22 protein-coding genes are annotated in these 22,066 nt (G+C 54.0%); 10 read left to right on the plus strand and 12 right to left on the minus strand.

Annotated features, from left to right (window positions below; translation table 11 throughout):
* Positions 1 to 37: 37 nt before the first annotated feature.
* The 4 genes from dusA to ACT3T6_RS11385 form a co-directional block, all read right to left on the minus strand.
* Positions 38 to 1,072, minus strand: a complete 1,035-nt coding sequence (gene dusA / locus ACT3T6_RS11370) for a tRNA dihydrouridine(20/20a) synthase DusA (protein ID WP_193053952.1) — start codon at positions 1,070 to 1,072, stop codon at positions 38 to 40.
* A 401-nt stretch (positions 1,073 to 1,473) separates the two neighbouring features.
* Positions 1,474 to 1,785, minus strand: coding sequence for a hypothetical protein (locus ACT3T6_RS11375; RefSeq protein WP_193053951.1), 312 nt, complete (start codon positions 1,783 to 1,785; stop codon positions 1,474 to 1,476).
* Positions 1,786 to 1,915: 130 nt separating this feature from the next.
* Positions 1,916 to 2,524 carry a LysE family translocator gene (locus ACT3T6_RS11380; RefSeq protein ID WP_193053950.1) on the minus strand — a complete coding sequence of 203 codons (609 nt, stop codon included), beginning with the start codon at positions 2,522 to 2,524 and terminating at the stop codon, positions 1,916 to 1,918.
* A gap of 13 nt (positions 2,525 to 2,537) precedes the next feature.
* Positions 2,538 to 3,371, minus strand: coding sequence for an AraC family transcriptional regulator (locus tag ACT3T6_RS11385; RefSeq protein ID WP_193053949.1), 834 nt, complete (start codon positions 3,369 to 3,371; stop codon positions 2,538 to 2,540).
* Between the two features lie 196 nt (positions 3,372 to 3,567).
* Here ACT3T6_RS11385 and ACT3T6_RS11390 point away from each other — a divergent pair, with 196 nt between their 5' ends.
* Complete coding sequence (locus tag ACT3T6_RS11390; protein WP_193053948.1) at positions 3,568 to 4,461, plus strand: dihydrodipicolinate synthase family protein; 894 nt, start codon at positions 3,568 to 3,570, stop codon at positions 4,459 to 4,461.
* A 52-nt stretch (positions 4,462 to 4,513) separates the two neighbouring features.
* Here the strand turns inward: ACT3T6_RS11390 and ACT3T6_RS11395 are convergent, their stop codons facing one another.
* The 5 genes from ACT3T6_RS11395 to ACT3T6_RS11415 form a co-directional block, all read right to left on the minus strand.
* Positions 4,514 to 5,449: a glycerophosphodiester phosphodiesterase gene (locus tag ACT3T6_RS11395; RefSeq protein ID WP_193053947.1), complete on the minus strand. Its 936-nt coding sequence runs from the start codon at positions 5,447 to 5,449 to the stop codon at positions 4,514 to 4,516.
* Between the two features lie 209 nt (positions 5,450 to 5,658).
* Complete coding sequence (locus tag ACT3T6_RS11400) at positions 5,659 to 6,339, minus strand: GntR family transcriptional regulator (RefSeq protein WP_193053946.1); 681 nt, start codon at positions 6,337 to 6,339, stop codon at positions 5,659 to 5,661.
* Between the two features lie 93 nt (positions 6,340 to 6,432).
* Positions 6,433 to 7,749, minus strand: coding sequence for a short-chain fatty acid transporter (locus ACT3T6_RS11405; RefSeq protein WP_193053945.1), 1,317 nt, complete (start codon positions 7,747 to 7,749; stop codon positions 6,433 to 6,435).
* 105 nt (positions 7,750 to 7,854) lie between these two features.
* A complete protein-coding gene (locus ACT3T6_RS11410) occupies positions 7,855 to 9,678 on the minus strand; it encodes a CocE/NonD family hydrolase (protein ID WP_193053944.1) in 1,824 nt (607 codons plus the stop codon).
* A gap of 397 nt (positions 9,679 to 10,075) precedes the next feature.
* Positions 10,076 to 10,294 (minus strand): hypothetical protein, encoded by a 219-nt coding sequence (locus tag ACT3T6_RS11415; protein WP_226912174.1) that lies wholly within the window; start codon positions 10,292 to 10,294, stop codon positions 10,076 to 10,078.
* A 213-nt stretch (positions 10,295 to 10,507) separates the two neighbouring features.
* Between ACT3T6_RS11415 and ACT3T6_RS11420 the strand changes: the two genes are divergently transcribed.
* Positions 10,508 to 11,137 carry a LysE family translocator gene (locus tag ACT3T6_RS11420; RefSeq protein WP_193053943.1) on the plus strand — a complete coding sequence of 210 codons (630 nt, stop codon included), beginning with the start codon at positions 10,508 to 10,510 and terminating at the stop codon, positions 11,135 to 11,137.
* Positions 11,138 to 11,160: 23 nt separating this feature from the next.
* On the opposite strand, the gene ACT3T6_RS11425 is transcribed toward ACT3T6_RS11420, so the two are convergent.
* Positions 11,161 to 12,144: an aldo/keto reductase gene (locus ACT3T6_RS11425; RefSeq protein ID WP_193053942.1), complete on the minus strand. Its 984-nt coding sequence runs from the start codon at positions 12,142 to 12,144 to the stop codon at positions 11,161 to 11,163.
* 86 nt (positions 12,145 to 12,230) lie between these two features.
* Between ACT3T6_RS11425 and ACT3T6_RS11430 the strand changes: the two genes are divergently transcribed.
* The 3 genes from ACT3T6_RS11430 (at position 12,231) to mmuM (ending at position 15,910) form a co-directional block, all read left to right on the plus strand.
* Positions 12,231 to 13,166: a LysR family transcriptional regulator gene (locus tag ACT3T6_RS11430; RefSeq protein WP_319022136.1), complete on the plus strand. Its 936-nt coding sequence runs from the start codon at positions 12,231 to 12,233 to the stop codon at positions 13,164 to 13,166.
* Between the two features lie 345 nt (positions 13,167 to 13,511).
* On the plus strand, positions 13,512 to 14,954 hold the full coding sequence (locus tag ACT3T6_RS11435; protein ID WP_193053940.1) for an amino acid permease: 1,443 nt from the start codon (positions 13,512 to 13,514) through the stop codon (positions 14,952 to 14,954).
* Positions 14,951 to 15,910 (plus strand): homocysteine S-methyltransferase, encoded by a 960-nt coding sequence (mmuM, locus tag ACT3T6_RS11440; RefSeq protein WP_193053939.1) that lies wholly within the window; start codon positions 14,951 to 14,953, stop codon positions 15,908 to 15,910. Before ACT3T6_RS11435 ends, mmuM begins: the two co-directional genes overlap by 4 nt.
* 27 nt (positions 15,911 to 15,937) lie before the next feature.
* Here the strand turns inward: mmuM and ACT3T6_RS11445 are convergent, their stop codons facing one another.
* A complete protein-coding gene (locus ACT3T6_RS11445; RefSeq protein WP_193053994.1) occupies positions 15,938 to 16,828 on the minus strand; it encodes a LysR family transcriptional regulator in 891 nt (296 codons plus the stop codon).
* Between the two features lie 117 nt (positions 16,829 to 16,945).
* Between ACT3T6_RS11445 and trpB the strand changes: the two genes are divergently transcribed.
* Both trpB and trpA read left to right on the plus strand, forming a co-directional pair.
* On the plus strand, positions 16,946 to 18,151 hold the full coding sequence (gene trpB, locus ACT3T6_RS11450; protein WP_193053938.1) for a tryptophan synthase subunit beta: 1,206 nt from the start codon (positions 16,946 to 16,948) through the stop codon (positions 18,149 to 18,151).
* A gap of 56 nt (positions 18,152 to 18,207) precedes the next feature.
* Positions 18,208 to 19,047, plus strand: coding sequence for a tryptophan synthase subunit alpha (trpA, locus tag ACT3T6_RS11455; protein WP_193053937.1), 840 nt, complete (start codon positions 18,208 to 18,210; stop codon positions 19,045 to 19,047).
* Between the two features lie 49 nt (positions 19,048 to 19,096).
* Here the strand turns inward: trpA and ACT3T6_RS11460 are convergent, their stop codons facing one another.
* Positions 19,097 to 19,831, minus strand: a complete 735-nt coding sequence (locus ACT3T6_RS11460) for an SDR family oxidoreductase (protein WP_193053936.1) — start codon at positions 19,829 to 19,831, stop codon at positions 19,097 to 19,099.
* A 115-nt stretch (positions 19,832 to 19,946) separates the two neighbouring features.
* On the opposite strand from ACT3T6_RS11460, the gene ACT3T6_RS11465 reads away from it, so the two are divergent.
* The 3 genes from ACT3T6_RS11465 (at position 19,947) to ACT3T6_RS11475 (ending at position 22,008) form a co-directional block, all read left to right on the plus strand.
* On the plus strand, positions 19,947 to 20,909 hold the full coding sequence (locus tag ACT3T6_RS11465; RefSeq protein WP_193053935.1) for a LysR family transcriptional regulator: 963 nt from the start codon (positions 19,947 to 19,949) through the stop codon (positions 20,907 to 20,909).
* 181 nt (positions 20,910 to 21,090) lie between these two features.
* Positions 21,091 to 21,411 (plus strand): hypothetical protein, encoded by a 321-nt coding sequence (locus tag ACT3T6_RS11470; RefSeq protein ID WP_193053934.1) that lies wholly within the window; start codon positions 21,091 to 21,093, stop codon positions 21,409 to 21,411.
* A gap of 183 nt (positions 21,412 to 21,594) precedes the next feature.
* Positions 21,595 to 22,008 (plus strand): NUDIX domain-containing protein, encoded by a 414-nt coding sequence (locus ACT3T6_RS11475; protein ID WP_193053933.1) that lies wholly within the window; start codon positions 21,595 to 21,597, stop codon positions 22,006 to 22,008.
* The last annotated feature ends 58 nt before the right edge of the window (positions 22,009 to 22,066 follow it).

Below are 22,066 nucleotides of genomic sequence, written 5' to 3' on the forward strand. Positions count from 1 at the left end.
AACGTGGATTAATCGCCGTCCACCACAGCCCGCTACGTTAAGACGTGGCGGGCTGTTCTCGTTCTGGCATCGGCGCTTGTGATGGCTCGTTAACTAACCCGATAGCATCATCAAATAAGAGTAACCCAGCGCCTTCTTTATGTGCGTGCTCCGATAGAAGACGCCGAAAACGCCGACCGCCAGGGCAACCCTGAAAAAGCCCCAACAGATGACGGGTAATATGGTTAAGCTTCGCGCCTTCATCCAACCGCTGCTGAATATACGGGCGAAATGTCCGGGCCGCCTCAACCCGGCTAGCGGCTGGGCCGGGCACGCCATAAAGCAACGTATCTACCTCAGCCAGTAACCAAGGGTTTTGGTACGCTTCACGGCCAATCATCACGCTATCCACACGCTCAAGCTGTGCCTGACACTCTTCAAGCGTTTTAATCCCACCGTTGATGCCGATATGCAGCTCAGGGCGGTCCTGCTTTAAACGGTGCACACGCGGGTAATTGAGCGGCGGCACGTCGCGGTTCTCTTTGGGCGATAGGCCTTTCAGCCACGCCTTGCGCGCATGCACAGTAAAAATTTCACAACCGGCATCTGCGACTATGTCGATAAAGCGCGCCAGGTCGGCGTCTTCATCCTGCTCATCAATCCCGATACGGCACTTCACCGTAACCGGAATCGAGACGGCCGCCTGCATGGCGCGCACGGCATCAGCGACTTTTTCCGGGTAGCCCATCAGGCAAGCGCCAATCATGTTGTTCTGCACCCGGTCGCTTGGGCAACCTACATTCAGGTTAACCTCGTCATACCCCCACGCCTCAGCAATCGCCGCGCACTCGGCAAGCTCCCCTGCATCGCTACCACCAAGCTGTAAGGCAATGGGATGCTCCACATCGCTATAGCCCAAAAACCGCTCACGCGGCGAGCCATGCAAAATAGCGCCCGTCGTCACCATCTCGGTATACAGCAGCGCCCGCTTGGTTAACGTACGTGCGAACGCCCGGTAATCGCGGGTTGTCCAGTCCATCATAGGGGCCACAGAAAAGCGGCGGGCCGCATCTGCTGGGCTTAACTTTTTCATATCAACCATTTGCATCTTTTTGATGCCGTATATAAATACACATATTCAATACCCTTTGATACGGTACATAGGTGTACTTGGTGTACCTGATTCGTACCTTGGTTACGTAATCAGATAATTATCTAAAAAGGGGGTACACCAAAGCGACGTATCAAAAGCGGAGGATTCGTTGGCGGGCAATTGTACGCAAGAAAGGGTAGCCAGTACAAAGCAAGACGTTTTTACCAAGCTGCATGTGGTTGGGCATAGGCATTCGAGAGTGGGTTACTCACATCGCTTCGTAATCGCGTCATTGAATTTGAAAAAAAATGCATAAAAGCATCAAAAAAAGCCACCTGTAACAGATGGCCTTTAAGAGGTTCTTTGCACGATGCAGGAGCCGTTAAGGTTGCAGGCGTAAACTACTCGCTTCCTTTCGGGTCGGCTTCATCAGACTGCTGATCGATATTGTCTTTATGAACGCGCTTTTCTTTAACGACTTGAGCGCCTGGAATGGGCGCTGCTTTGCCTGACGTGTTGTGGCCAGGCTCTGAGCGAGCGCCTGGGCTCTTCTGGTTATCAACGTTTTCATCTGGCCGATAAGGGCGCGGCTCATCATGGTGAGACGCTTTTTGGGTGGCATCATCGCCACGAGGAGTATCTTTATTAACGACCTCTTTGGCTTTTTGAGCTTCTTCATTCTTGTTACGCTGTTTATCCTGTCCATGGTTCATGACGTACTCCTTTGTATTCCGAGCCTTCGCTTTGAAAAAGCCAACGTGGCTCTTTCTGCTTACAGCGTAGAACAGCCCTCTGAAACCTGCAGGCCCAAAAAAGCACGGTTAGATGCTTTGCCACACCCTACTACGCAGATACTAAAGTCGCCCAAACATGCTCATAAGCGATAGATAGCGCGACGCCCATCAACAGCACCGCCATTATCTGATTAAAGCGTTTAAAGAAGGCGGGGTTGTCAATTCGGTTACCGACCAGGCTACCTATCCACATGTAGCTTCCAGGGGCGCCTGCGGCCAGTAGCGCTAATCCCATCGACCAAACTACCAAGCCAGGCCCTTGAATGCCCGCCGCGGGAAACTGCAGTGTGGCGATGGGGAGTGTCGCCACAATTCCTTTGGGGTTCAGCAATTGCAGAATGAGGCCGTCACGATAGCGAAGGGTGAGTGGCGAGCTGGATACGGCATTAACGTCAATGCGCGCTCTCGCAATGTGTATGGCAAGGTAAATAATATAACCACAGCCGAAAACGCTAACCGCGATGAGTAGGCGCCCATCAATCCACGCAGCACCCGCCCAGCCGAAGAGTAAAAACAGTAATAGCATCGCCGTGCCCACGCCCAGGCAGAAACCCAGCGACGTTTTTGCCTGCCCATTAACGCCTGTATTTAACCCCATCAGGTTCACAGGCCCAGGCGAGTACATGATGCCCACGGCATAAGCGATAATAGCTAACATAAAAGCTCTCTGGTTAGTCGTTAAGGTGGTGCTGGTATTGGTGGGGAGTAAGGCCATAAATACGTTTAAAGCGACGGTTGAAATGGCTAAGGTCGGTAAAGCCGTAGCGAAACGTCACCTCACTAAGCGATGCGCCTTTTTCAAGTGCGCTGCACGCCGCATTAACCCGGCAGTTGATGACGTACTGGTAGGGCGTGATGCCCAACTGCTGACGAAACAGTCGTAAGAAATGAAACTTGGAAAGGTGTGCCGCTTGGCTAATCGCTTCAAGCGAGAGGTCGGTATCCAGGTGCGCGTGGATATACTCTTTGGCCAAGCTGAGAAGTGCGTCGGGCCTGCTAGAGGTATGCCCAGGCTGGTAAGCACCGCCTAGTTGGGTGATTCGTTCAATAACTTGATAGAGCGCGTTTTCCTGGTCGATCTGGCTGCCGGTTGATGTGGTAATCAATCGGGCAACGTTGGTTATCCACTCGCGTAGTGCCATGTCTTGCACCAGCGTACTGTCGAATCGAAAGTGGGATGCTGTTTCCTGCCCCAGGGCGTCGTCAAATAGGGCCTTAACTTGAGCGGGATGAACGTACAGCATGACGTAGTCGAGCGTGCGGTCGCCGCCTGGTTGGCCGTCGTGAATGTCATCCGGGTTAAAGATAATTACATTACCTGGTGGGCTACGGTGATATTGCCCACCGCTGAAAAAGTCCTGACGACCTGACAGCGTCACCCCAAAGGCGTACTCCTCATGCGCATGAGGGTCATAGCGAAAATCGAACATCGCTGCCTGTAGCGTTTTCAGCGTGGGGATGTGCTGGCTTTTAGTGAACTGAAAGCGGCTTGCCGATTTTCCCATTGCTAAGCCTCCGTCTATCCAAATGTCATTGCGCTAGTTTAACGCTCACGTGTTAGCGCAGCTTGTACAAAATTGCGCTTTATAAGTGTCGGTTGCTCCTTTCGTGCCTGCTTATTCTCCTCCCGCTACCCTCATGCCGTGTTGTCTGATAATTTCAGACGTATCTACTAAGCCTTCGTTAAAAGGATAGCTGCCTATGTTTACCGGCCTGAGTGCATTTCCATTAACGCCCATGAATGAGCAGGGGATTCGTGAAAACGAGTTTTCCCGTTTAGTGGAACGTTTGGCCGAGGCGCGGGTGGACTCTATCGGCGTGCTGGGTTCAACCGGAAGCTATGTGTATCTCAACCGAGAGGAGCGGGCGCGCGTTACTCAACTGGCGATAGAAAGCGCGGGCGATATACCCGTGATTATCGGCATTGGTGCAATGCGCACACGCGATGTGTTGGCGCTTGCCGAAGATGCTCAGAAAGTGGGCGCTAGCGGCGTGTTGCTGGCGCCCGTTTCCTATCAAACGCTGACCGATGACGAAGTGTTCAGTCACTATGAAACGGTCTGCCGTTCATTAAGCGTGCCGCTGTGTGTGTACGATAATCCGGGTACGACTCACTTTACATTCAGCGATGAGCTGCATGGGCGTATTGCCCAGTTGCCTCAGGTACGCTCGATTAAGATTCCACCGGTCAGCATGAATCCCAACGCCGCTCGCGAGCGGGTTGATCGGTTGCGTGCTTTGATTCCGGAAGATGTCACCTTGGGGATAAGTGGCGACGTCGTCGCGGCCACCGGCCTAACGGCAGGGTGCGATAGTTGGTATTCCGTGCTGGGCGGGTTATTTCCTGAAACGGCGCTGGCGATAACGCGATCAGCCCAGGCGGGTGACTTTAAAACGGCGCTGAGGCTTTCTGATCAGCTAGAACCTTTCTGGGCGCTGTACCGTGAATACGGAGGAAGCTTACGGGTTATCGCCACCGCCGCCGAGATCCTTGGCAAGGTCAGCACGCCTTGCTTGCCGCTGCCGCTAAACACGTTCCAAGGCAGTCAGCGCGCAAGAGTCGAGCAGGTGATTGAAGAGCTCGAACTACGTTAGGCGAAAGCATCAAAACGTCCAGTAAACGCTGGGCAAATGCGTATTTAACGCGTTACTCGACAAGCTCAATCAACCTATCCGGATAGTCGGTAAACAAGCCGTTCACGCCCCAGCCGATGAGCTGCTGCATGTGATCGGTATCGTTCACCGTGTAGATGTGTACCGCCAAGCCGTTATCCTGAGCCTGACGGATGAATGCTTCGTCGATCACCTGCTCGCCTTCATAACGGTAATTCGACCCTAAGCCTACTGCGTAATTGGCCACGGCTTGAAAGTGCTCGTCGGTGATGTCCTGCGCTCCAGGCGTGGTACCTCTCCACTCCACCAGACGTTCACTGTCCTCTGTGCTGGGGGAGTACCATACCAACTGAATCAGTGGGATATCGTCGTTCAGTTCGTGAATCTTGAGCAGGCTCTCCTGCTCAAACGACTGGATCAACACGCGTCCGGTGTTGATCATATCAAAAGCTTCCAGGCGCTTAACAAGCGCCGCTTCAACGCCTGGATTCAACTGGGGCGACTTGGTTTCCAGGTAGTAGCGGGCGTTCTGACCAAAACGGCTGAAAACCTCTTCAAGCGTTAATATCTCGGCACCCATAAACGCCTCATCCGCCAAGTCAGGATAAGCGTCGTTAAACCAGGCGCCCGCATCCAGGTTCTTGAGTTCGGCAAGCGTATGATCGTTGATGCGGCCTTCGCCGTTGCTGGTGCGCTCAAGGGTATTATCGTGAAAGGCCACCAATTCGCCATCGGCGGTCATCTGAATATCCAATTCCAGATAGTCCGCTTCCCATTCATGGGCCAACTCCAGTGCCGCCATGCTGCTTTCCGGGGCATGGCCGCTTGCACCGCGATGCGCAATCACCTGAAACGACGCTAGATCTTTTAGCTGTTGCTCCAGTGGAGACGTTTCTGCTAATGCAGTCGGGGCGGTAATGAAAGCGAAAAGGCCTAGAGAAAGGGATGTTTTTAGTGAATAGCGTGGCATTAGGCTTCCTTTTTTAAGGATGGGTTATGACCCTACCCGTTTTAATAAGCGATGCCAAACGGGGGTGACTACTTATCGAGTAACAGAATAAAAGGAGCTGTAGCATGAAAAATAATCTAAATATCTTAATGTTGTAGAGCGTCAGGCTTTTGATAAAAGAACGGTAAAGCGCCTAAATTAACTCGAAGAAACCTGCCAAAACCGAGGGCTTAACTCAATGATGTTTCAAGAAGTTCAGGAAGGTTGAGTACCGCACGTAAAATGGCTTCTTCGCTCTGTGCTAAATGTTCAAGCATAAGCTTTGCTGCTTGCTCACCTTGCCCAGTATTAAGTGCCTCTAAAATATGTGTGTGATCATCGCTCCAATCCTTTTTACCTTGGCCGTACACCATGCTGACGTAAGCAATTCGCATATGATCATCTGATAGTTCTTCAAGCAGTCGCGTTAAACGTTGGTTGCCTGCCACTTGAGCAATCAAGCAGTGAAACTGGTGATTAGCATATGAATAAGCGATCATTTGAGCAGGGTTTTCATGATCATAAGTAGCTTTGCAGCAATGGCGCAGCTGTTCGAGAGTTTTGCTATCCAGGTGACCAGCAGCCATGCGACAAAGCTCAGGCTCTACAAGTCGACGTATATGATAGCTGTCGCGAATGCTCTTGATGGTAATGGAAGCAACTGTATAGCCAAGACGCCCCTGATTAATAATTAACCCCTGTTGGGCTAGGCGTGCCAAGGCATGGCGAATAGCTGCTTTACCAATTGGGTAATGTTCTGTTAGCCAAGCCTCGGTAATTGAGGCACCTGGCTTCAAATGACAAGAAATAATATCGTGTTTTAACGTTTCGAAAGCTTGAGTATTGAGACTGATTTTATGAGTAGTTGCCATGAAACTGTTCCGTGTTAACCGCAAGGCGGTGCTCAATGTTAACGTTGAGCACCGCCTCATTCTAGCATCTACCTAAGGAGGCTTGTTGGTTGCTTAAAGTATTGATAGCAGAACAAACGTGGTCATAATGGCAGCGCCACAGATAAGCGTCCACATCACACAATAGCCCATGATGTCACGCGCCGACAGGCCTGCTACACCAAGCAAAGGTAGCGCCCAGAAAGGCTGCATCTGATTGGTCCAGGCATCTCCCCAGGTAAAAGCCATAATCGTTTGCGGGATGTCAGCACCCAGTCGTTGGGCGGCCTCCAGCATAATGGGCCCCTGAATAGCCCATTGCCCCCCGCCAGACGGAATGAAAATATTGACGATACCGGCCGAGATAAAGGTAATAATCGGAAAGGTATGTACATTGGCAATATCGACGAACCAGGTTGCCATGCTATCAGCCAGACCTGAGACTTTGACCATTCCCGCGATACCTGCGTAAAGAGGGAATTGAAGAATAATACCACGGCACGCTAGAATACCTTCCTTGACCGCTGCCCCGAGACTTGCCGGGCTGGGTTGCAATATGAGGCCGATGGAAAGAAAGATCAGAATCACTAAGTTGAGATTGAGTGTAAAACCTAATTGATGAAAATTGACCGCCAAATAGCCAATCGGTAATAGGGCGAGAATCAGATTGGGCAGCCGGTTGTGTTCAAGTTTCTCGACCCAAGGCATTCCTCGTGTATCGACTTTTTCGACGGTGTTGTTGAGCGGCTCTCCCTTATATTGCTTTATTTCGCTAGCTTCTGGTTTAACGCGGGAGAACACAAAGTACAGAAGGCCCAGAAGTACTAGGGAAAGGGCGATGTTCCACCAGGCATAGAGGGTTTCGGTGATAGGAATAATACCCACCACATCCTGCATAAAGTTGCCTTCTGAGGCCATCAATAACGGGGTCGATGCCGTTGTGCCGCGAATAATCTCCCCCGAATAGGCGGCGGCTACCGCCAGAGGAAAGTGCAGTCCAGGCACTCTGCGAGCCATCTCGCGGGCCAAAAAGGCCCCAACGATCATGCCGAAACCCCAGTTGATGTAGAACGTTACCATTGAAACAACGGCGACAAGACCAGCAGCCTGGCCCGCTGTTTTAGGCACAGAGGCAAGCCGGTCGATCATGCGAGCGATGATCGGTGTTTTTGCCATGACGAAGCCCGTCAGTAATATCAACGACATTTGCATGGCAAATTGGTAAAGGTTCGAAAACCCATCGCCCCAGCCATTTAACATGGTATGAGCGCTTTGTCCTTCGAGCAGCATACCCATTAAAAAAACTGCAACGCTAAGGGCAATGGCCAAGAGCAGTGCATTAGGTAGGCAGGTTTGAACAAACTTCAGACAAAGCCGTGTCAACGTTTGCATATAAAGACCCTATTCGTTTGTTTTATGAAGTGTTATGGCTGAGCGCTCTAAACAACGATTATTTTTAGGGTGCCCTCAACCTAGTGAGAGCACGTCTTTAGTGTTTTATGAGCGGGGCATGATCGGAAGCTCGATAGCCGACGCATGCAAAGCATTTCGGTGAATATCAATCGTGGGTATGACACCGTCCGGAATACGTGAAAAATGATCGCTGTCGGCTAACGCAATAGCGATACGCAACCGATGGCCTGCTTTGAAAAGCCAGGATGTAGGCAACAAATCAAACGCAATTTCGCTGCATTCGCCAGGAATCAGATAACGAGCATCACGTTCGTTGAAACTATGATTTGGCCCAATGGCTGGCAGGTTAGGATGGCTTTCCGCAATGCGCCGATGTAGCGCTCGGAATACCCCTTCAGTGACATAAGCGGCGCGACCATTCTCATCGATATCCTCGATATAGACGAACAGAGCGCAATCTTGTGTATCGCTTTGCAGGTTCAGCCGGATAACCGGGTGGCCGGTTAGCTCCATATTGGCTGTCAGCGTGTCGGTGGTATAGCACAGCATTCGCTCATCACGACCATGCCAATCCGCATAGTAGTGTTCAACGTTCTGAGCATAGAGCCGGTTATAGCGAGACTGATTGCCCGTTCCGCAGCGATAATCGCCTACGTAACGATCACTACCGTGCAGGGCGTTAGGGGCTGCCTCGCTAAGCTTATGTCCTTCCTGAAAATAGAGCGTCCGCCATTGGGTACTTGCAGGCGGCCACTCGGAAGCTGATTTCCAGCGTTCTTCGCCAACGGTGTAGTAATGCACTGGAAGTTCGTTGCGTAAACCGGTGTCCAAATCCATCAAGTGTTCGTCGAAGAAACGCAGTGTTTCCGACAAGGCTTTGGACTGCGGTTGCGGCTCGTGTCGGTAAGGGCTGGATCCTGAACGGCCACCATGATCCCAAGCCCCCAGCATTAGGCGCTTTTTCGGATTTTGCTGCCACTCATAGCGAAGCGCGGCACCGCGAGCATAGTGGCCATCCATCCAACCCGAGATGGTATACACCGCTGTTTGATGGTCCGCTTTGCGATTGGCATAGTAATAGGGGCTGATAATGGCAGAGCTAAAGTCCGGGTCGGTATGCAGGGGGCGGTCACGAAACGGGAACTGATGAACAAAGTCCGCCATATCAAAGTTAGCCGTATGGTCTTCAAGCGCAGCCTTTAACTGGCGGCCATTGGTATCACCATCGACAGGGGCAGGGCCGTCATAGTGCTCCCCTTTGAAATACGGGAATTTGTCTCGATCCTCGGCCGCATTGTCATCTAGCGCATCCATCAGGTTGCCGTACTCTTTCACCAAGCGGCGGCACATTACCCCGCCTGGGTAGAGCTGGTTCGACCAAGTATCCCATACCGATGAGTGAGGCACGATTGCCTTGACCGCTGGGTGTGCCCAAGAGGCTGTAAAGTCGGCAGCAGCTCCCAGATACGAGATGCCGGTTATACCAATAGCGCCGTTACACCAATCCTGCTGGCTAACCCAATCAATAATTTCCAGGTAATCCCCACGTTCCTTGGGCGAACGAAGCCCCGTACGAACCCCAAACGATGCGCCGCTACCACGCACATCTACCGCGGCAAGGGCGTAGCCCCGAGAAAGAAGCAAGGACCTAAAAACGGCGATATTGGGGCAATCTTCAACACCTTCTGGCGCGCCCGGTTTTAGCTTCATGCGTCGATAATAGGGCGTGAAAAAAGCGATCACTGGGAAGCGATTATCATCTTCCTGAATGCCTGGCAAGTGGATATCAATAGCGATATCGATGCCGTCACGCATTGTGAGATAGCGCGATATCAGGCGCTGCCCCTCATAGCTTGGAGATCGCTTTTCCAGCCAGGATTCAGGCTTAAATAGAGGTGTATTCGCCATGCCTAAGGCTCCGTTTTTATGTTTAGTATTTTTGAGATGTTGTATTTATTATTTTGACATGTCAAATAAATGATTTTGAAATTTTTATCAGCTGCTACTGATGAATTAACGCAATTGTACGAGCGCTAGTGGAAAGGGGAGAGACGGTCTATTAAGCAGGAAAATATAGGCTGAAGGTTTTTTATTAAGCTTTAACAATCTGTTAGAAGGAGGGCGAGTATTGGCGGCGGGCAATACTCATTTAAGCGAAAGAGTGCTACGTCTGATAAGGAGGTGGTGAAAAAGGGTGGCGAGATTAAATATTATTAACGCTGACATGCTATGTATCTTGGCGAAAGAGCATGCTTTATAGAATCTCAGCTTCAGCGTTATTTAGGGGGGCTGGGCGCTAAGGCGGTTAATTAACATCTGTGCTTCTTTGCGGGAGGTCAGTCTCACAAACTGAATATGCTGATAGTGTAGGTTCACCATAAAATTCATCATCCGGCGTGCCTTGCCAGTCAGCGCGCCAGAAAAGCGGGTCAAGCTGAATATGGGGAATGCCCAGAACATGGGATAATTGCTGGGAGAGCGTGCTTTTACCGCTGCCGCTGCTACCGACGACATTGATTTTCATGATGAAGCCCTTTTTAAGCGGCGCGCCAGTTTACGAAGGTAGAGAGCGCTGGACAAACCTGCATCGCTTTTGGTATCCCGCTCGTTGTAAGGTATACGTTATTGGTCGTTTGACGAATATGGAGACGCAAATGCGGTAAATAAGAGCGAAAACGTAAGGCGATGCGCTATTACCTTACATTATTACCTTTCTTCAATTAACAAGGAGCGCAGCGTGGATACGTTGACTTGGCTGACCTATGTGGGCGTCATCTTTGCCTTGATTATTTTTCCAGGGCCGGTGGCGCTGCTTTGTACAAGCCACGGGCTCAAGTTTGGCCGAAAGCATACGACTGCGACCGTGCTGGGCGGTGCCTTGTCTTCATTGGTCCTGATGATGGTTTCTTCGCTGGGGTTGGGCGCCATTCTGGCCGCTTCGGAAAGTGCCTTTTATATCCTGAAGCTGGTCGGCGGGGCGTATCTCATCTACCTGGGTATCGCGGCCTGGCGGGATTCATCGGGAATCGATATTCAGAGTCCCTCAGCTGCTGGCAATCAGCGTGTACCGATGAAAACCCTCTTTCGGCGTGGTTTTATGGTAGGCATCAGCAATCCCAAGGATCTGTTGTTCTTCGCTGCGCTCTTTCCCAACTTTATCGATGTCAGCCAGCCGCAGCTGATTCAGTTCGTGATACTGGCCGTGACCTGGCTGGTGATCGATTTTACCCTGATGTCGACCTACGCAGGACTTGGCTCCAGCATTAGCCGCTGGTTTCAAAGCCCGCGCCGCTACAAGCGCTTCAATCGCGCCACCGGCGGCCTGTTTATCGCCGCCGGGGGAACGTTAATGGCGTCCAACCAGTAAAGAGGCGTTATTAATCCTGCTGCTTATACATTGACGCCCTTCATACCTTCTGCGGTATAGCGATCACCGACGACCGGCAGGCGCTCGGTGGCCGCTTCCAGCTGCTGCTGTTCCTCGGTGGTCAGCGTTATCTGCGTGGCGGCTGTATTCTCCTCAAGGTAGTGCAGCTGTTTGGTTCCGGGAATTGGAACTATGTTGGAGCCTTTAGATAGCAGCCAAGCTAGTGACAGCTGGGCGGGCGTGCAGCCTTTTTGCGTGGCCAACTCAGCGACCACATCCGCCAATCGACGGTTAGCGTCTAAGGCTATTTCACTAAAACGCGGCAGGTTAGGGCGAAAATCCCCTTCGCTGAAATCCGCTGACGCCTGAAACCTGCCGGTTAAAAACCCTCGGCCAAGCGGCGAATAGGGCACAAAGCCAACCCCCAATTCATTACACGCAGGCAGTACTGTTTGTTCAACGTCGCGGGTCCAGAGTGAATATTCGGTTTGTACGGCGGTAATCGGATGAACCGAATGTGCCCGGCGTAGCGTGTCCGCGCTAACCTCACACAGCCCAATACGCGCAATCTTGCCTGCCTTAACCAGCTGTACTAGGCCTTCCATTGTCTCTTCAACGGGTTCATCGGGATTAAGGCGATGTACATAATAAAGGTCAATTTTCTCAACACCCAGCCGCCGTAGTGATGCCTCGCAGGCGGTACAGGCGTAGTCGGCGCTGTTGTTCAAGCTGCGCTTATACTCACCGGGGGTGCGCACAATGCCAAACTTGGTCGCGATCTGAATATTGGATGACCGGCTCGCTAGAAAACGGCCCAGCAACTCCTCATTATGGTGCGGCCCGTACATATCCGCGGTATCGAAGAAATCGATACCCAGCTCTACGGCGCGCGCAAGCACCCGCAGCGACTTACTGTCATCGCGGGGGCCGTAAAATTCGCTCATGCCCATGCAGCCCAGACCAATGGCAGAAACAGACAGGTCAGTACCCAGCGTGCGTTTTTCCATGGTGTCTCTCCTTAAGTCGCCAATAGGTAGTTATTGAGTTATTGAGTAATGGAAAGACAGCGTGGCATTATCCATTAATGAAAAAAATGAACGATATAGGTAAAGAGATTTCCGATTTTGAAAAACACATGCCACGTGGCTGGGTGTGGGACGATACGCGTACCTTTTTAGCGGTAGCCCGCCACGGCACGCTAAGCGGCGCAGCAGCGGAGCTGCATTTAGGCATCGCCACGCTTTCCCGACGTATCGAACGGCTTGAGCAAGCGTTGCATTTGCCGCTTTTTGTACGCCAGCAGTCGGGCTATCAGCTAACCGAAGAGGGGGCTGGGCTAATCGAAAAGGCTGAAGCGCTGGAAGCTGCCGCAGCTGCATTCACTACCGGCGTTTCCCAGCAGGCGCAGATGACCGGACGGGTACGCTTGGCCACCGCAGAAAACCTGGCCACCGAACTTATTTTGCCCGCTTTACCCGAGTTTCGCAGGCAGTACCCCGGTATTACGCTGGAGCTTGTCACGGATATTACTACCGTTAACCTGCACCGTCGCGATGCTGATCTAGCCATCAGAATGGTCAAGCCCGAGCGGGGGCATGTCACGCTTCGCCGGATTGGTACATTGGGCTACGGGCTTTACGGTAGCGTTGATTACGTCGCGCAGCGTAAGTCCAGCCCCGATGCTGGCGACTATGATTCTGATGCCTTTATCACTTGGGGCGAAATGCAGTCACACCTGCCTGCCGCGCAGTGGAGCGAGCGAATTTTGCAGGGGCGGGAGCCTGCTTTAACTACCACCTCGGTATCGACCCAAGTAGCAGCCGCCAAAGCCGGGCTTGGATTGGCTGTACTGCCTCATTTTGTAGCGCTGAATGCTGGGCTTGTTTGTGTGACTTCAGCGCTTGGTGCTGATCAGCCTATTTACCTTGTTATCCAAACTGACGTGACTCAATCAGGCCGGATTCGTGCCGTAGCAGATTTTATGGCTGATCTGGTTACCAGGAATCGCACATGCTTGAGTGGATCATAGCCATGGAGAATGCTTATGGTTAGCACATGGTCATGGAACACATCCACAACGTCTGGAGCCAGGTCATCCCTCTCTGGAAAAGCGAGAATGTTAGTCTCGAAAGCGTTATGGCGGCCTGGAATGACACCGGCCCATTTGATGCAACTGGCTCCTGTTTCAGGCAATGGCGTTGCTTTTTTGCATGCACGGTTATAGCCGTTAAAAACTCATATTTAAAATAAGAATATAAAATAGTTTTTTTATGCTTTTTTGTGGATTTTGAATGCTCTAATATAGCCACCCTTTTTACGCTGGACCATAGGCAGGGCCTGCGTTGGCCCGTTAGCGATTGATAGGGAAGCCACCATGGGTGAGCAAATGAGCGAGCAACAAGGCGCGCACTTCAAGCGCAGCATGCAGACGCGCCACTTGGTAATGCTCTCGTTAGGGGGCGTGATTGGCACCGGGCTGTTTTTAAGTTCCGGCTATACCGTGCAGCAGGCAGGGCCGACTGGGGCCGTGCTGGCCTATCTGGTAGGTGGCATTGTTGCCTGGTTGGTGATGATGTGTCTGGGAGAGCTTGCCGTACACATGCCGGATTCCGGCGCGTTCAGCGCCCATGCCAGCCGCTATATCGGCCCTGGCACTGGCTATATGGTGGCTTGGATGTACTGGCTCACCTGGACGGTGGCGCTGGGGTCGGAGTTTACTGCGGCGGCGGTGTTTATGGGACGCTGGTTTCCTGATGTCCCTGGCTGGTACTGGAGCGGGCTGTTCGCAGCTATTGTGTTTGGCGTGAATGCATTTACCTCACGCTTTTTTGCCGAGTCCGAGTTCTGGCTGTCGTTGATCAAGGTAATCGCGGTGGTGGTGTTTGTGATCGTCGGGGCAGGCGCGATTATTGGCTGGGTGCCGCTGCAGGAATCAAGCGGCGCTGCGGTGGCATCGCCCGGACTTTCGGCCTTTTGGGGCGAGGGCGCCATGTCGCCGAGTCTGTTGGCCATCGGCACTACGTTACTGGCGGTGATGTTTGCGTTTTCCGGCACGGAGCTTATTGGCATTGCCGCCGGGGAAACCGTGGACCCGGCGCGCAATGTGCCCAAGGCGATTCGCGCCACGCTGTGGCGGCTGATTCTATTTTTTGTGGGTACCATCATCGTGATTGCGGCATTGCTGCCTCAAAGCCAGGCCGGGCTTAGCCAAAGCCCCTTCGTCGCGGTATTCCAGCGCCTGGGCGTACCCGGGGCGGCGGACATCATGAACTTTGTGATTATCACCGCGCTGCTCTCGGCGGCCAACTCCGGGCTTTATGCCTCATCACGCATGCTTTGGACGCTTTCAGATCAAGGCACTTTGCCCAAGTCGTTGGGTCGCCTTAACAAGCGCGGTATCCCGATGAATGCGCTGCTCCTAAGCATGATCGGCGGCTTCGGCGCGCTGTTTTCAAGCGTGTATGCGCCGGAAACGGTCTACCTGGTACTGGTCTCGATTTCTGGCTTGGCCGTGGTAGTGGTGTGGATGGCGATTGCGCTCAGTCAGCTCAACTTCCGCCGCCACTATCTGCGCGAAGGCGGGCGGCTTGAAGACCTGGTCTACCGCACGCCGTTCTACCCCTGGGTACCGCTGATCGCGTTTGCGGCTTGTCTGGCGGCGTGCATCGGCATTGCGTTTGATCCGCAGCAGCGTGTAGCGCTCTACTTCGGGGTGCCGTTCATTGGCCTGTGTTACCTGGCGTATTTTCTGCACCATCGTAAGGCCGTTCAATCCCCTGTTCACCTGAATACCGCCGCTGAGGAGAAAAGAGTATGAGTGAAACAAATCCGATCAAGGCCCTGCTGGCGGACGCACCCTTTATGGTGATTGACGGGGCACTTGCTACTGAGCTGGAAGCGTTGGGCTGCGATCTCAACGATAGCCTGTGGTCGGCGCGCCTGCTGGCCCAAGCGCCGGAGAAGATTCGCCAGGTGCATCAGGCGTATTTCGAAGCCGGTGCCGACTGCGCCATTACCGCCAGCTACCAGGCCACGGTGCCCGGTTTTATGCAGGCGGGAATGACCGCCCAGCAGGCGCGGGAGCTGATTCAGCGGTCGGTCACGTTGGCGCAGCAGGCGCGCGATGCGGTGTGGCAGCCGGGGCAAACCGACCGCCCCAAGCCGCTGGTGGCCGCATCCGTTGGCCCCTATGGCGCTTATCTAGCAGATGGCAGCGAGTACCGCGGCGGCTATGACCTGGATCGCGCCGGGCTGGTTGAGTTTCATCGTGAGCGGTTTGAGCTGCTGCTGGCCTCGGGCGCTGATCTGCTGGCAGCAGAAACCTTGCCCTCACTAGAGGAGGCGCTGGCAATCACTGATCTGTTGGCTGAACATCCGGGCGCCCACGCCTGGGTTACCTTCTCGGCCAAGGATGGTGAACATATCAGCGATGGAACGCCGATTGAGGCATGTGCCGCAGCGCTGGCCAACTGCCCTGGCGTGGCGGCGATTGGCGTAAACTGCACCGCGCTTGCGCATATCGAGTCATTGGTCGCGGCGATCAAACGCCAGTGTGATCTGCCTGTGCTGGTGTACCCCAACTCGGGCGAGCTGTATAACGCGGCGACCAAAACCTGGCACCCGGCACCGTGTGATCATACCGCCACAGGTCCTTCTGGCTTGGTTCAAGGGGTGGAGCAGTGGTTGGCGGCAGGGGCTGCGGGTATCGGTGGCTGCTGCCGTACAACACCTGATGATATTCGGGCACTGGCCCAGTGGCGGCAGTCGCTTTAGTTGGCCAGGGGGCTGGGCTTTCCCGCGTTAAGAGCTTGAAGCGCCCAACTCCCGCTTAAGCCATTCGGCCAACTGCTCACTACGTTGGCTGTTGTGGTGGCGGGGTAGCCACAGGCAGAGCTTGGCGGGGGTTTCGGTAAATCCCCAGGGCGCGGTGAGTCGTCCGCTTTTCAGGTCATCTTCGACCAGCAGTTTTGGCGCAATCGCCACGCCCAGGCCTGCCACGGCGGCTTCGATTAAATAGTAGAGATGATCAAACCCCTGGCCTTTACCCAAAGCCTCTTCAAGAGTCGCCAGTTCAAGCCCTTGGGCGCGGCCCCATTGTGGCCAGGCCTGGGGGCGAGAAGCGGTGTGTAAAAGCTTGCTGGAAAAGAGCGTATCCGGCTGCGCTGGGTCGAGCTTTGCTTCCAAGTGAGGGCTTGCCACCGCGCAAATCTGCTCGGCCATTAGCTCGACGGCGTCTACCTCCGCAGGCCAGGGCGGCTCGGAAAAGGCCAGGGTAGCACTGATATTTTCCTGCTTGGCGGGCAGTTCACTTTCGCTCACTACGACCTGCAATTTGAGCTGGGGCAGGTCGCGCTGCAGACGGTCCAGCCTGGGAATCAACCAGCGCGCCAGCAGGCTGCCGGGGCAGGCCAGCGTAAAGGGCGCTTCTTTCACATCACGCTTGAGATCCGCGCAACTATCACGCAGGCGAGTAAACGCTTCGCCAATGCCGTGATAAAGCCGTTCGCCGTGGTGAGTCAGTTCAATGCCACGGCCCGCTTTGGCAAACAGCGCCACGCCGAAGTGTTCATCCAAGCTACGCAGCTGGCGACTAACGGCACCGTGGGTCACGCTTAGCTCATCGGCTGCGGCCGTCACGCTGCCTAGCCGGGCGGTGGCTTCAAAGGCGCGCAGGGCGCTTAAAGGTGGCATGCTTTGTTGCGTCAACGGTTGACTCCAGCTCACATATTGATGACATCTTATCGATTTTTATCTCCGCCTGCTTGCGCTACTTTCAATGCAACTGCTACTCCGCTTTGAGAGGTCATCATGAATCAACCTGCGATCCAGCCTGATATTAACGGCCTGTTTGGCCAATTCGGCGGCCGCTTTGTTGCCGAAACGCTCATGCCGCTGATTCTTGAGCTGCAAGCCGAATACGACGCTGCCAAAGACGACCCCGAATTCCAGCGCCAGCTCGCCTACTTTCAAAGCGACTACGTAGGGCGCCCCAACCCACTCTATTTTGCCGAGCGGCTGACCGAACACTTTGGCGGCGCGAAGATTTTTCTCAAGCGTGAAGAGCTTAACCATACCGGCGCGCACAAGATTAATAACTGCATCGGCCAAGTGTTGCTGGCCAAACGCATGGGCAAAAAGCGCATCATCGCTGAGACCGGCGCCGGTATGCACGGCGTGGCTACGGCCACGGTGGCGGCGCGGTTTGGTTTGTCCTGTGTGATCTATATGGGCTCAACGGATATCGAGCGCCAGCAACCCAATGTGTTTCGCATGAAGCTGCTGGGCGCTGAAGTGATCCCGGTCACTTCCGGCACCGGCACGCTGAAAGATGCCATGAACGAAGCGCTACGCGACTGGGTCACTAACGTGGATGATACGTTCTACATCATTGGCACTGTGGCCGGGCCGCACCCGTATCCCGCCATGGTGCGCGATTTCCAGGCAGTGATTGGCCACGAAACCCGCGCGCAAATGCAGGAAAAAGAGGGCCGCCTGCCGGATTCGCTAGTGGCCTGTATTGGCGGTGGATCCAACGCCATGGGGCTATTCCACCCGTTTTTGAACGATGCCTCAGTCGAGATGATTGGCGTTGAAGCAGGCGGTAAAGGCGTTGAAAGCGGCCAGCATGCGGCAAGCCTCAACGGCGGTGCGCCGGGCGTGCTTCACGGCAACCGCACCTATCTGTTGCAGGATGAGGACGGCCAGATTATTGATGCCCATTCGATTTCGGCAGGCCTGGATTACCCCGGTATCGGCCCTGAACACGCGTGGTTGCACGAGCAGGGGCGCGTTGAATATGTATCGGCTACCGACGATGAAGCGCTTGAAGCCTTTCAGACGTGCTGCCGCCTGGAAGGGATCATCCCCGCCCTTGAAACGGCCCACGCGTTGGCCGAAGTCGCCAAGCGGGCACCGAAACTCCCCAGCGACCACCTGATGGTGGTTAACCTGAGCGGGCGCGGTGACAAAGACATGATGAGCGTGGCCCACTACCTGGGAGAAAAATTCAAATGAGCGCATCTGTTCACAAGAGCGAATCTATTCACCAGAGCGCACATAAGGAGACTGCTATGAATCCCAACTCGCGTCTTGCAGCACGCTTTGCCGCGCTCAAAACCGAAAACCGCCCGGCGCTGGTGAGTTATCTCACCGCAGGCGACCCAGATATGGCGACATCGCAACGCATTCTTGAGGGCCTGCCCGCTGCCGGTGTGGACGTGATTGAGCTGGGAATGCCGTTTAGCGACCCCATGGCCGATGGCCCCGCGATCCAAAAAGCCGCGCTGCGCGCCCTAAAAGAAGGCCAGACCCAAGCTAAAACGCTGGAGATGGTGGGTACCTTTCGCGAAAAAGATACCACCACGCCCATCGTGCTAATGGGCTACTACAACCCTATTTACCGCTATGGCGTAGAGCGCTTCTTAACCGATGCCGCTAGCGCCGGCGTAGATGGCCTGATTGTGGTCGACCTGCCCCCGGAGCACGACGACGAGCTTTGCCAGCCCGCCGCCCAGCACGGCATCGACTTTATCCGCTTGGCCACGCCCACCACGGATACCAAGCGCTTGCCCAAAGTGCTGAGTAACGCCTCCGGGTTTATCTACTACGTTTCGGTGGCAGGCGTTACTGGCGGCAGCGCACCCACGCCCGAAAAACTTGAGCGCTCGGTGAGCCAGCTACGCGAACACACCCAGCTTCCCATCGCCGTTGGCTTTGGTATTCGCACCCCGGAACAAGCCGCCATTATTGGCCGGTTCAGCGATGCAGTAGTGGTTGGCTCCGCGTTGGTAGATTGCATCGAGCACGCCGCAACGCCTGGTGAAGCTGTTAAAGGAGTGCATGATCTTGCACGTGCACTGGCTGAAAGCGTTAGGGAGTGCCGCGAGCTGGGCGAGCCGCAAGTCAGTTAAAACAAGCTAATTAAAACCAGGTTGTTTAAACCAGGTCATTAAGAAACGGTTAAACGATGCCGCCATTGGCACGCAGGGTTTGGCCGTTAATCCAGCCGCCTTCAGGCGAGGCGAGAAAAGCCACGACGCTTGCGATATCGTCCGGTTGGCCGAGTCGCTCCAGTGGCGGCATCTTGGCCATCCGCTCGACCAGTTCGTCAGATTTACCCTCAAGAAACAGATCTGTCGCGGTAGGGCCGGGCGCCACGGCATTGACGGTGATCGAGCGGCCACGCAGCTCTTTGGCAAGAATCGCGGTTAAGGTCTCAACGGCGGCTTTGGTGGCGGCGTAGACCGCGTAGGTTTCAAGTTTCAACCCGACAACGCTAGTCGATAGGTTAATAATCCGGCCACCGTCTCTCAGGCGGTTGGCCGCTTCGCGCATGGTGTTGATCGAGCCTTTCAGATTGGTATCAATCTGAGCATCCACCGCGTTCTCCTCCATCTGAGCAAGCGGGGCAAGCTTCATAATGCCCGCGTTATTGACCAGCACATCAATGCGCCCCCACTGTGTTTCAAGGGTGTCAAAAAGCTGACGCACTGCTTGGGCATCGGCTATATCAGCTTGAATAGCCTGCGCTTTACCACCTGACGACTCAATCTCTTGAACCACGTGGTCAGCGGCTTCTGCATTGCCTGCGTAGTTGACGATCACCGTAAAGCCATCGCGCGCCAGCTGTTTGGAAATAGCCGCCCCAATTCCCCGGGAACCACCCGTTACAAGCGCAATTTTCTGTTCTGCCATCGTTTTTCTCCTTCTGCGTAGGGAGTCGGTGAATACCTGACGTATGCAGCATAAAAGACAAAGCGTGCTCTATAATCAGGCTTAACCTGTCATCACTATTCGGAAACCGTGAACAATGGACCGACTTGATACGATGCACGCGTTTACGCGTATCGTCGAAAGGCGAAGCTTTACTCACGCCGCGCAAGACCTGAGTATTTCCCGCTCAACGCTGACCGAGGCCATCAAAACATTGGAGGCACGCCTTGGCGTAAGGCTGTTGCAACGTACCACGCGCTCGGTGCACCCAACGCGGGATGGCGACGCTTACTATCACCGCTGTTTGAGTATTTTGGCCCAGGTTGAGGAGGCGGAAGGCGCGCTAGTGAATGCCAAACCCAAAGGCGTACTGCGGGTAGACGTTCACGGCACGCTAGCCCGCCATTTTATATTGCCGAAGCTACCCGCGTTTCTTAACACCTACCCAGGTTTGGAGCTTCACATGAGCGAGGGTGATCGCCTGGTGGATCTGGTAGGCGAGGGCATCGACTGCGCATTGCGTGTCGGTATGCCCCAGGACAGCGATATGCACTCCCGGCGAATCACCACACTTGATGAAGTCACGGTCGCCTCGCCCGGATACCTGGCAAAGTACGGAACGCCGCATTCAGTCGCTGAACTTGGCGGGCACACGATGGTGGGCTTTCACTCCAGCCGTGCAGGCCAGACGCTGCCTCTTGAGTTTACTGTTAGCGGAAAAGTTGAATATGTAGCGTTGCCCGCCAGCGTGACCACAAGTGCAGCAGAAAGCTATTACGCGGCCGCACGACTAGGGCTCGGCATCATTCAGGTGCCCCGTTACCATGCAGAAGATGATCTACGAACTGGCCAGTTGATCGAAGTCCTGCCCGCCAACCCGCCCACAGGATCACCCGTTTCCATTCTGTACCCAAGCAACCGTCAGTTATCCTCCCGCGTGCGAGTATTTATCGACTGGGTGGTTAGCGTGTTTGATGAAGGTGATGAGCTTGCCAAACTTGTGGAAGAGCGCCGAGGTGAAAAGGATAAAGCGGTGACGGTGTCGCTGGATAATCTATAAACTATGGGGCTGCCTGAATCTATGGTTGTACCTGTTGGGATAAGCGTTTGCCTAATTGTTTCTGCTTCTTATATCAGGTCGTTTGATAATCCCCGAGTACACGAGCTATCACACCATGCGGATGGAAGGTGATGGCATTGCCATGGTGGCAACTACCCAATTCTTTAACCAAGAGGCCATAATGCGAAAACTCCTTACACTGATAGTAGTGCTGGCGCTGGGCTATGCCGGGGTGTACTTCTATTACGGTCATGTCGTTAAACAGGAAGTCCAGCAACAGCTGGATAATCGTGGCCTTTCTGCGGTCAGCGTCGATAACGTTGAGTACGGCGTGCTGGCGCCTATTAGCAGCTCCGCAAATCTTACGGTAAGCATTACTTATCGCGGCGCCCAAGCGGAGCTGGACCTAGCCGTAGAAGGCCACCCCGTGTTTTCTGATGAGGTAAGCGTCCAGTTTGATGGCCTGCAAGCGCTGCGGTTGGGCATTGGTTTGGGGATGTAGTAACGCTTCAACGTGACAAGGCGAGAGGGCATCCGTCTAAGCACTTTCGTTACGATCCAGCCTTTCAAAGCGGACCGGTATAGGCGGATTGGCATATCCTGTTTGAATAGCACGTTGTAAACGCATTGGGACGCGTAGTGACATATGCTCTTGGCTATTCACTTGTGAAAGATAAGGGAAACCATGTATCCGGTATCTATAAAAGGGGTATTACTCCTGCCCGCCAACAAGGTCGTACTGGCGCTCAACGACCGCGATGAGTGGGAGCTGCCCGGCGGGCGTATCGAGATAGGCGAAGTACCGTCAGAATGCCTGGAGCGAGAGTTCGAGGAAGAGCTGGACGTAAAGGTCGTTGGTCAGGAAATTATCGATAGTTACCTGTTTGAGGTCATTCCCCAAAAGTATGTGTTCATCGTCACCTACGGCTGCCGTCTTGTGAGCGACTTCAACCCAAAGGTGAGTCACGAACATTCCCGAATTGATACGTTTCCGGTTGATGACTTGCCCCACAACCTGCCAGCCGGTTATGTGCAGTCGATTCATACATGGTGCGCTACCCATGCTGCGCTGCTTGGCGCACTTTCATCGTCACGTTGAGGCGATAACGTTACCGCTGAGTTGCAACTGAATACCTTTACGCCGTACTGAGAGATCA

The sequence above is a fragment of the Halomonas sp. 72 genome, from assembly GCF_052379785.1.
GTDB lineage: Bacteria > Pseudomonadota > Gammaproteobacteria > Pseudomonadales > Halomonadaceae > Vreelandella > Vreelandella citrativorans.

Coding starts and splice junctions, on each gene's coding strand:
- ACT3T6_RS11445 (WP_193053994.1), bottom strand. CDS start 16,828: ATGCCACCTTTAAGCGCCCTGCGCGCCTTTGAAGCCACCGCCCGGCTA.
- ACT3T6_RS11385 (WP_193053949.1), bottom strand. CDS start 3,371: ATGGGAAAATCGGCAAGCCGCTTTCAGTTCACTAAAAGCCAGCACATC.
- ACT3T6_RS11395 (WP_193053947.1), bottom strand. CDS start 5,449: ATGCCACGCTATTCACTAAAAACATCCCTTTCTCTAGGCCTTTTCGCT.
- ACT3T6_RS11465 (WP_193053935.1), top strand. CDS start 19,947: ATGGACCGACTTGATACGATGCACGCGTTTACGCGTATCGTCGAAAGG.
- ACT3T6_RS11430 (WP_319022136.1), top strand. CDS start 12,231: ATGAACGATATAGGTAAAGAGATTTCCGATTTTGAAAAACACATGCCA.
- trpA (WP_193053937.1), top strand. CDS start 18,208: ATGAATCCCAACTCGCGTCTTGCAGCACGCTTTGCCGCGCTCAAAACC.
- ACT3T6_RS11470 (WP_193053934.1), top strand. CDS start 21,091: ATGCGAAAACTCCTTACACTGATAGTAGTGCTGGCGCTGGGCTATGCC.
- ACT3T6_RS11460 (WP_193053936.1), bottom strand. CDS start 19,831: ATGGCAGAACAGAAAATTGCGCTTGTAACGGGTGGTTCCCGGGGAATT.
- ACT3T6_RS11425 (WP_193053942.1), bottom strand. CDS start 12,144: ATGGAAAAACGCACGCTGGGTACTGACCTGTCTGTTTCTGCCATTGGT.
- ACT3T6_RS11400 (WP_193053946.1), bottom strand. CDS start 6,339: ATGGCAACTACTCATAAAATCAGTCTCAATACTCAAGCTTTCGAAACG.
- ACT3T6_RS11380 (WP_193053950.1), bottom strand. CDS start 2,524: ATGTTAGCTATTATCGCTTATGCCGTGGGCATCATGTACTCGCCTGGG.
- ACT3T6_RS11435 (WP_193053940.1), top strand. CDS start 13,512: ATGGGTGAGCAAATGAGCGAGCAACAAGGCGCGCACTTCAAGCGCAGC.
- ACT3T6_RS11390 (WP_193053948.1), top strand. CDS start 3,568: ATGTTTACCGGCCTGAGTGCATTTCCATTAACGCCCATGAATGAGCAG.
- mmuM (WP_193053939.1), top strand. CDS start 14,951: ATGAGTGAAACAAATCCGATCAAGGCCCTGCTGGCGGACGCACCCTTT.
- ACT3T6_RS11415 (WP_226912174.1), bottom strand. CDS start 10,294: ATGAAAATCAATGTCGTCGGTAGCAGCGGCAGCGGTAAAAGCACGCTC.
- dusA (WP_193053952.1), bottom strand. CDS start 1,072: ATGAAAAAGTTAAGCCCAGCAGATGCGGCCCGCCGCTTTTCTGTGGCC.
- ACT3T6_RS11405 (WP_193053945.1), bottom strand. CDS start 7,749: ATGCAAACGTTGACACGGCTTTGTCTGAAGTTTGTTCAAACCTGCCTA.
- ACT3T6_RS11410 (WP_193053944.1), bottom strand. CDS start 9,678: ATGGCGAATACACCTCTATTTAAGCCTGAATCCTGGCTGGAAAAGCGA.
- trpB (WP_193053938.1), top strand. CDS start 16,946: ATGAATCAACCTGCGATCCAGCCTGATATTAACGGCCTGTTTGGCCAA.
- ACT3T6_RS11375 (WP_193053951.1), bottom strand. CDS start 1,785: ATGAACCATGGACAGGATAAACAGCGTAACAAGAATGAAGAAGCTCAA.
- ACT3T6_RS11475 (WP_193053933.1), top strand. CDS start 21,595: ATGTATCCGGTATCTATAAAAGGGGTATTACTCCTGCCCGCCAACAAG.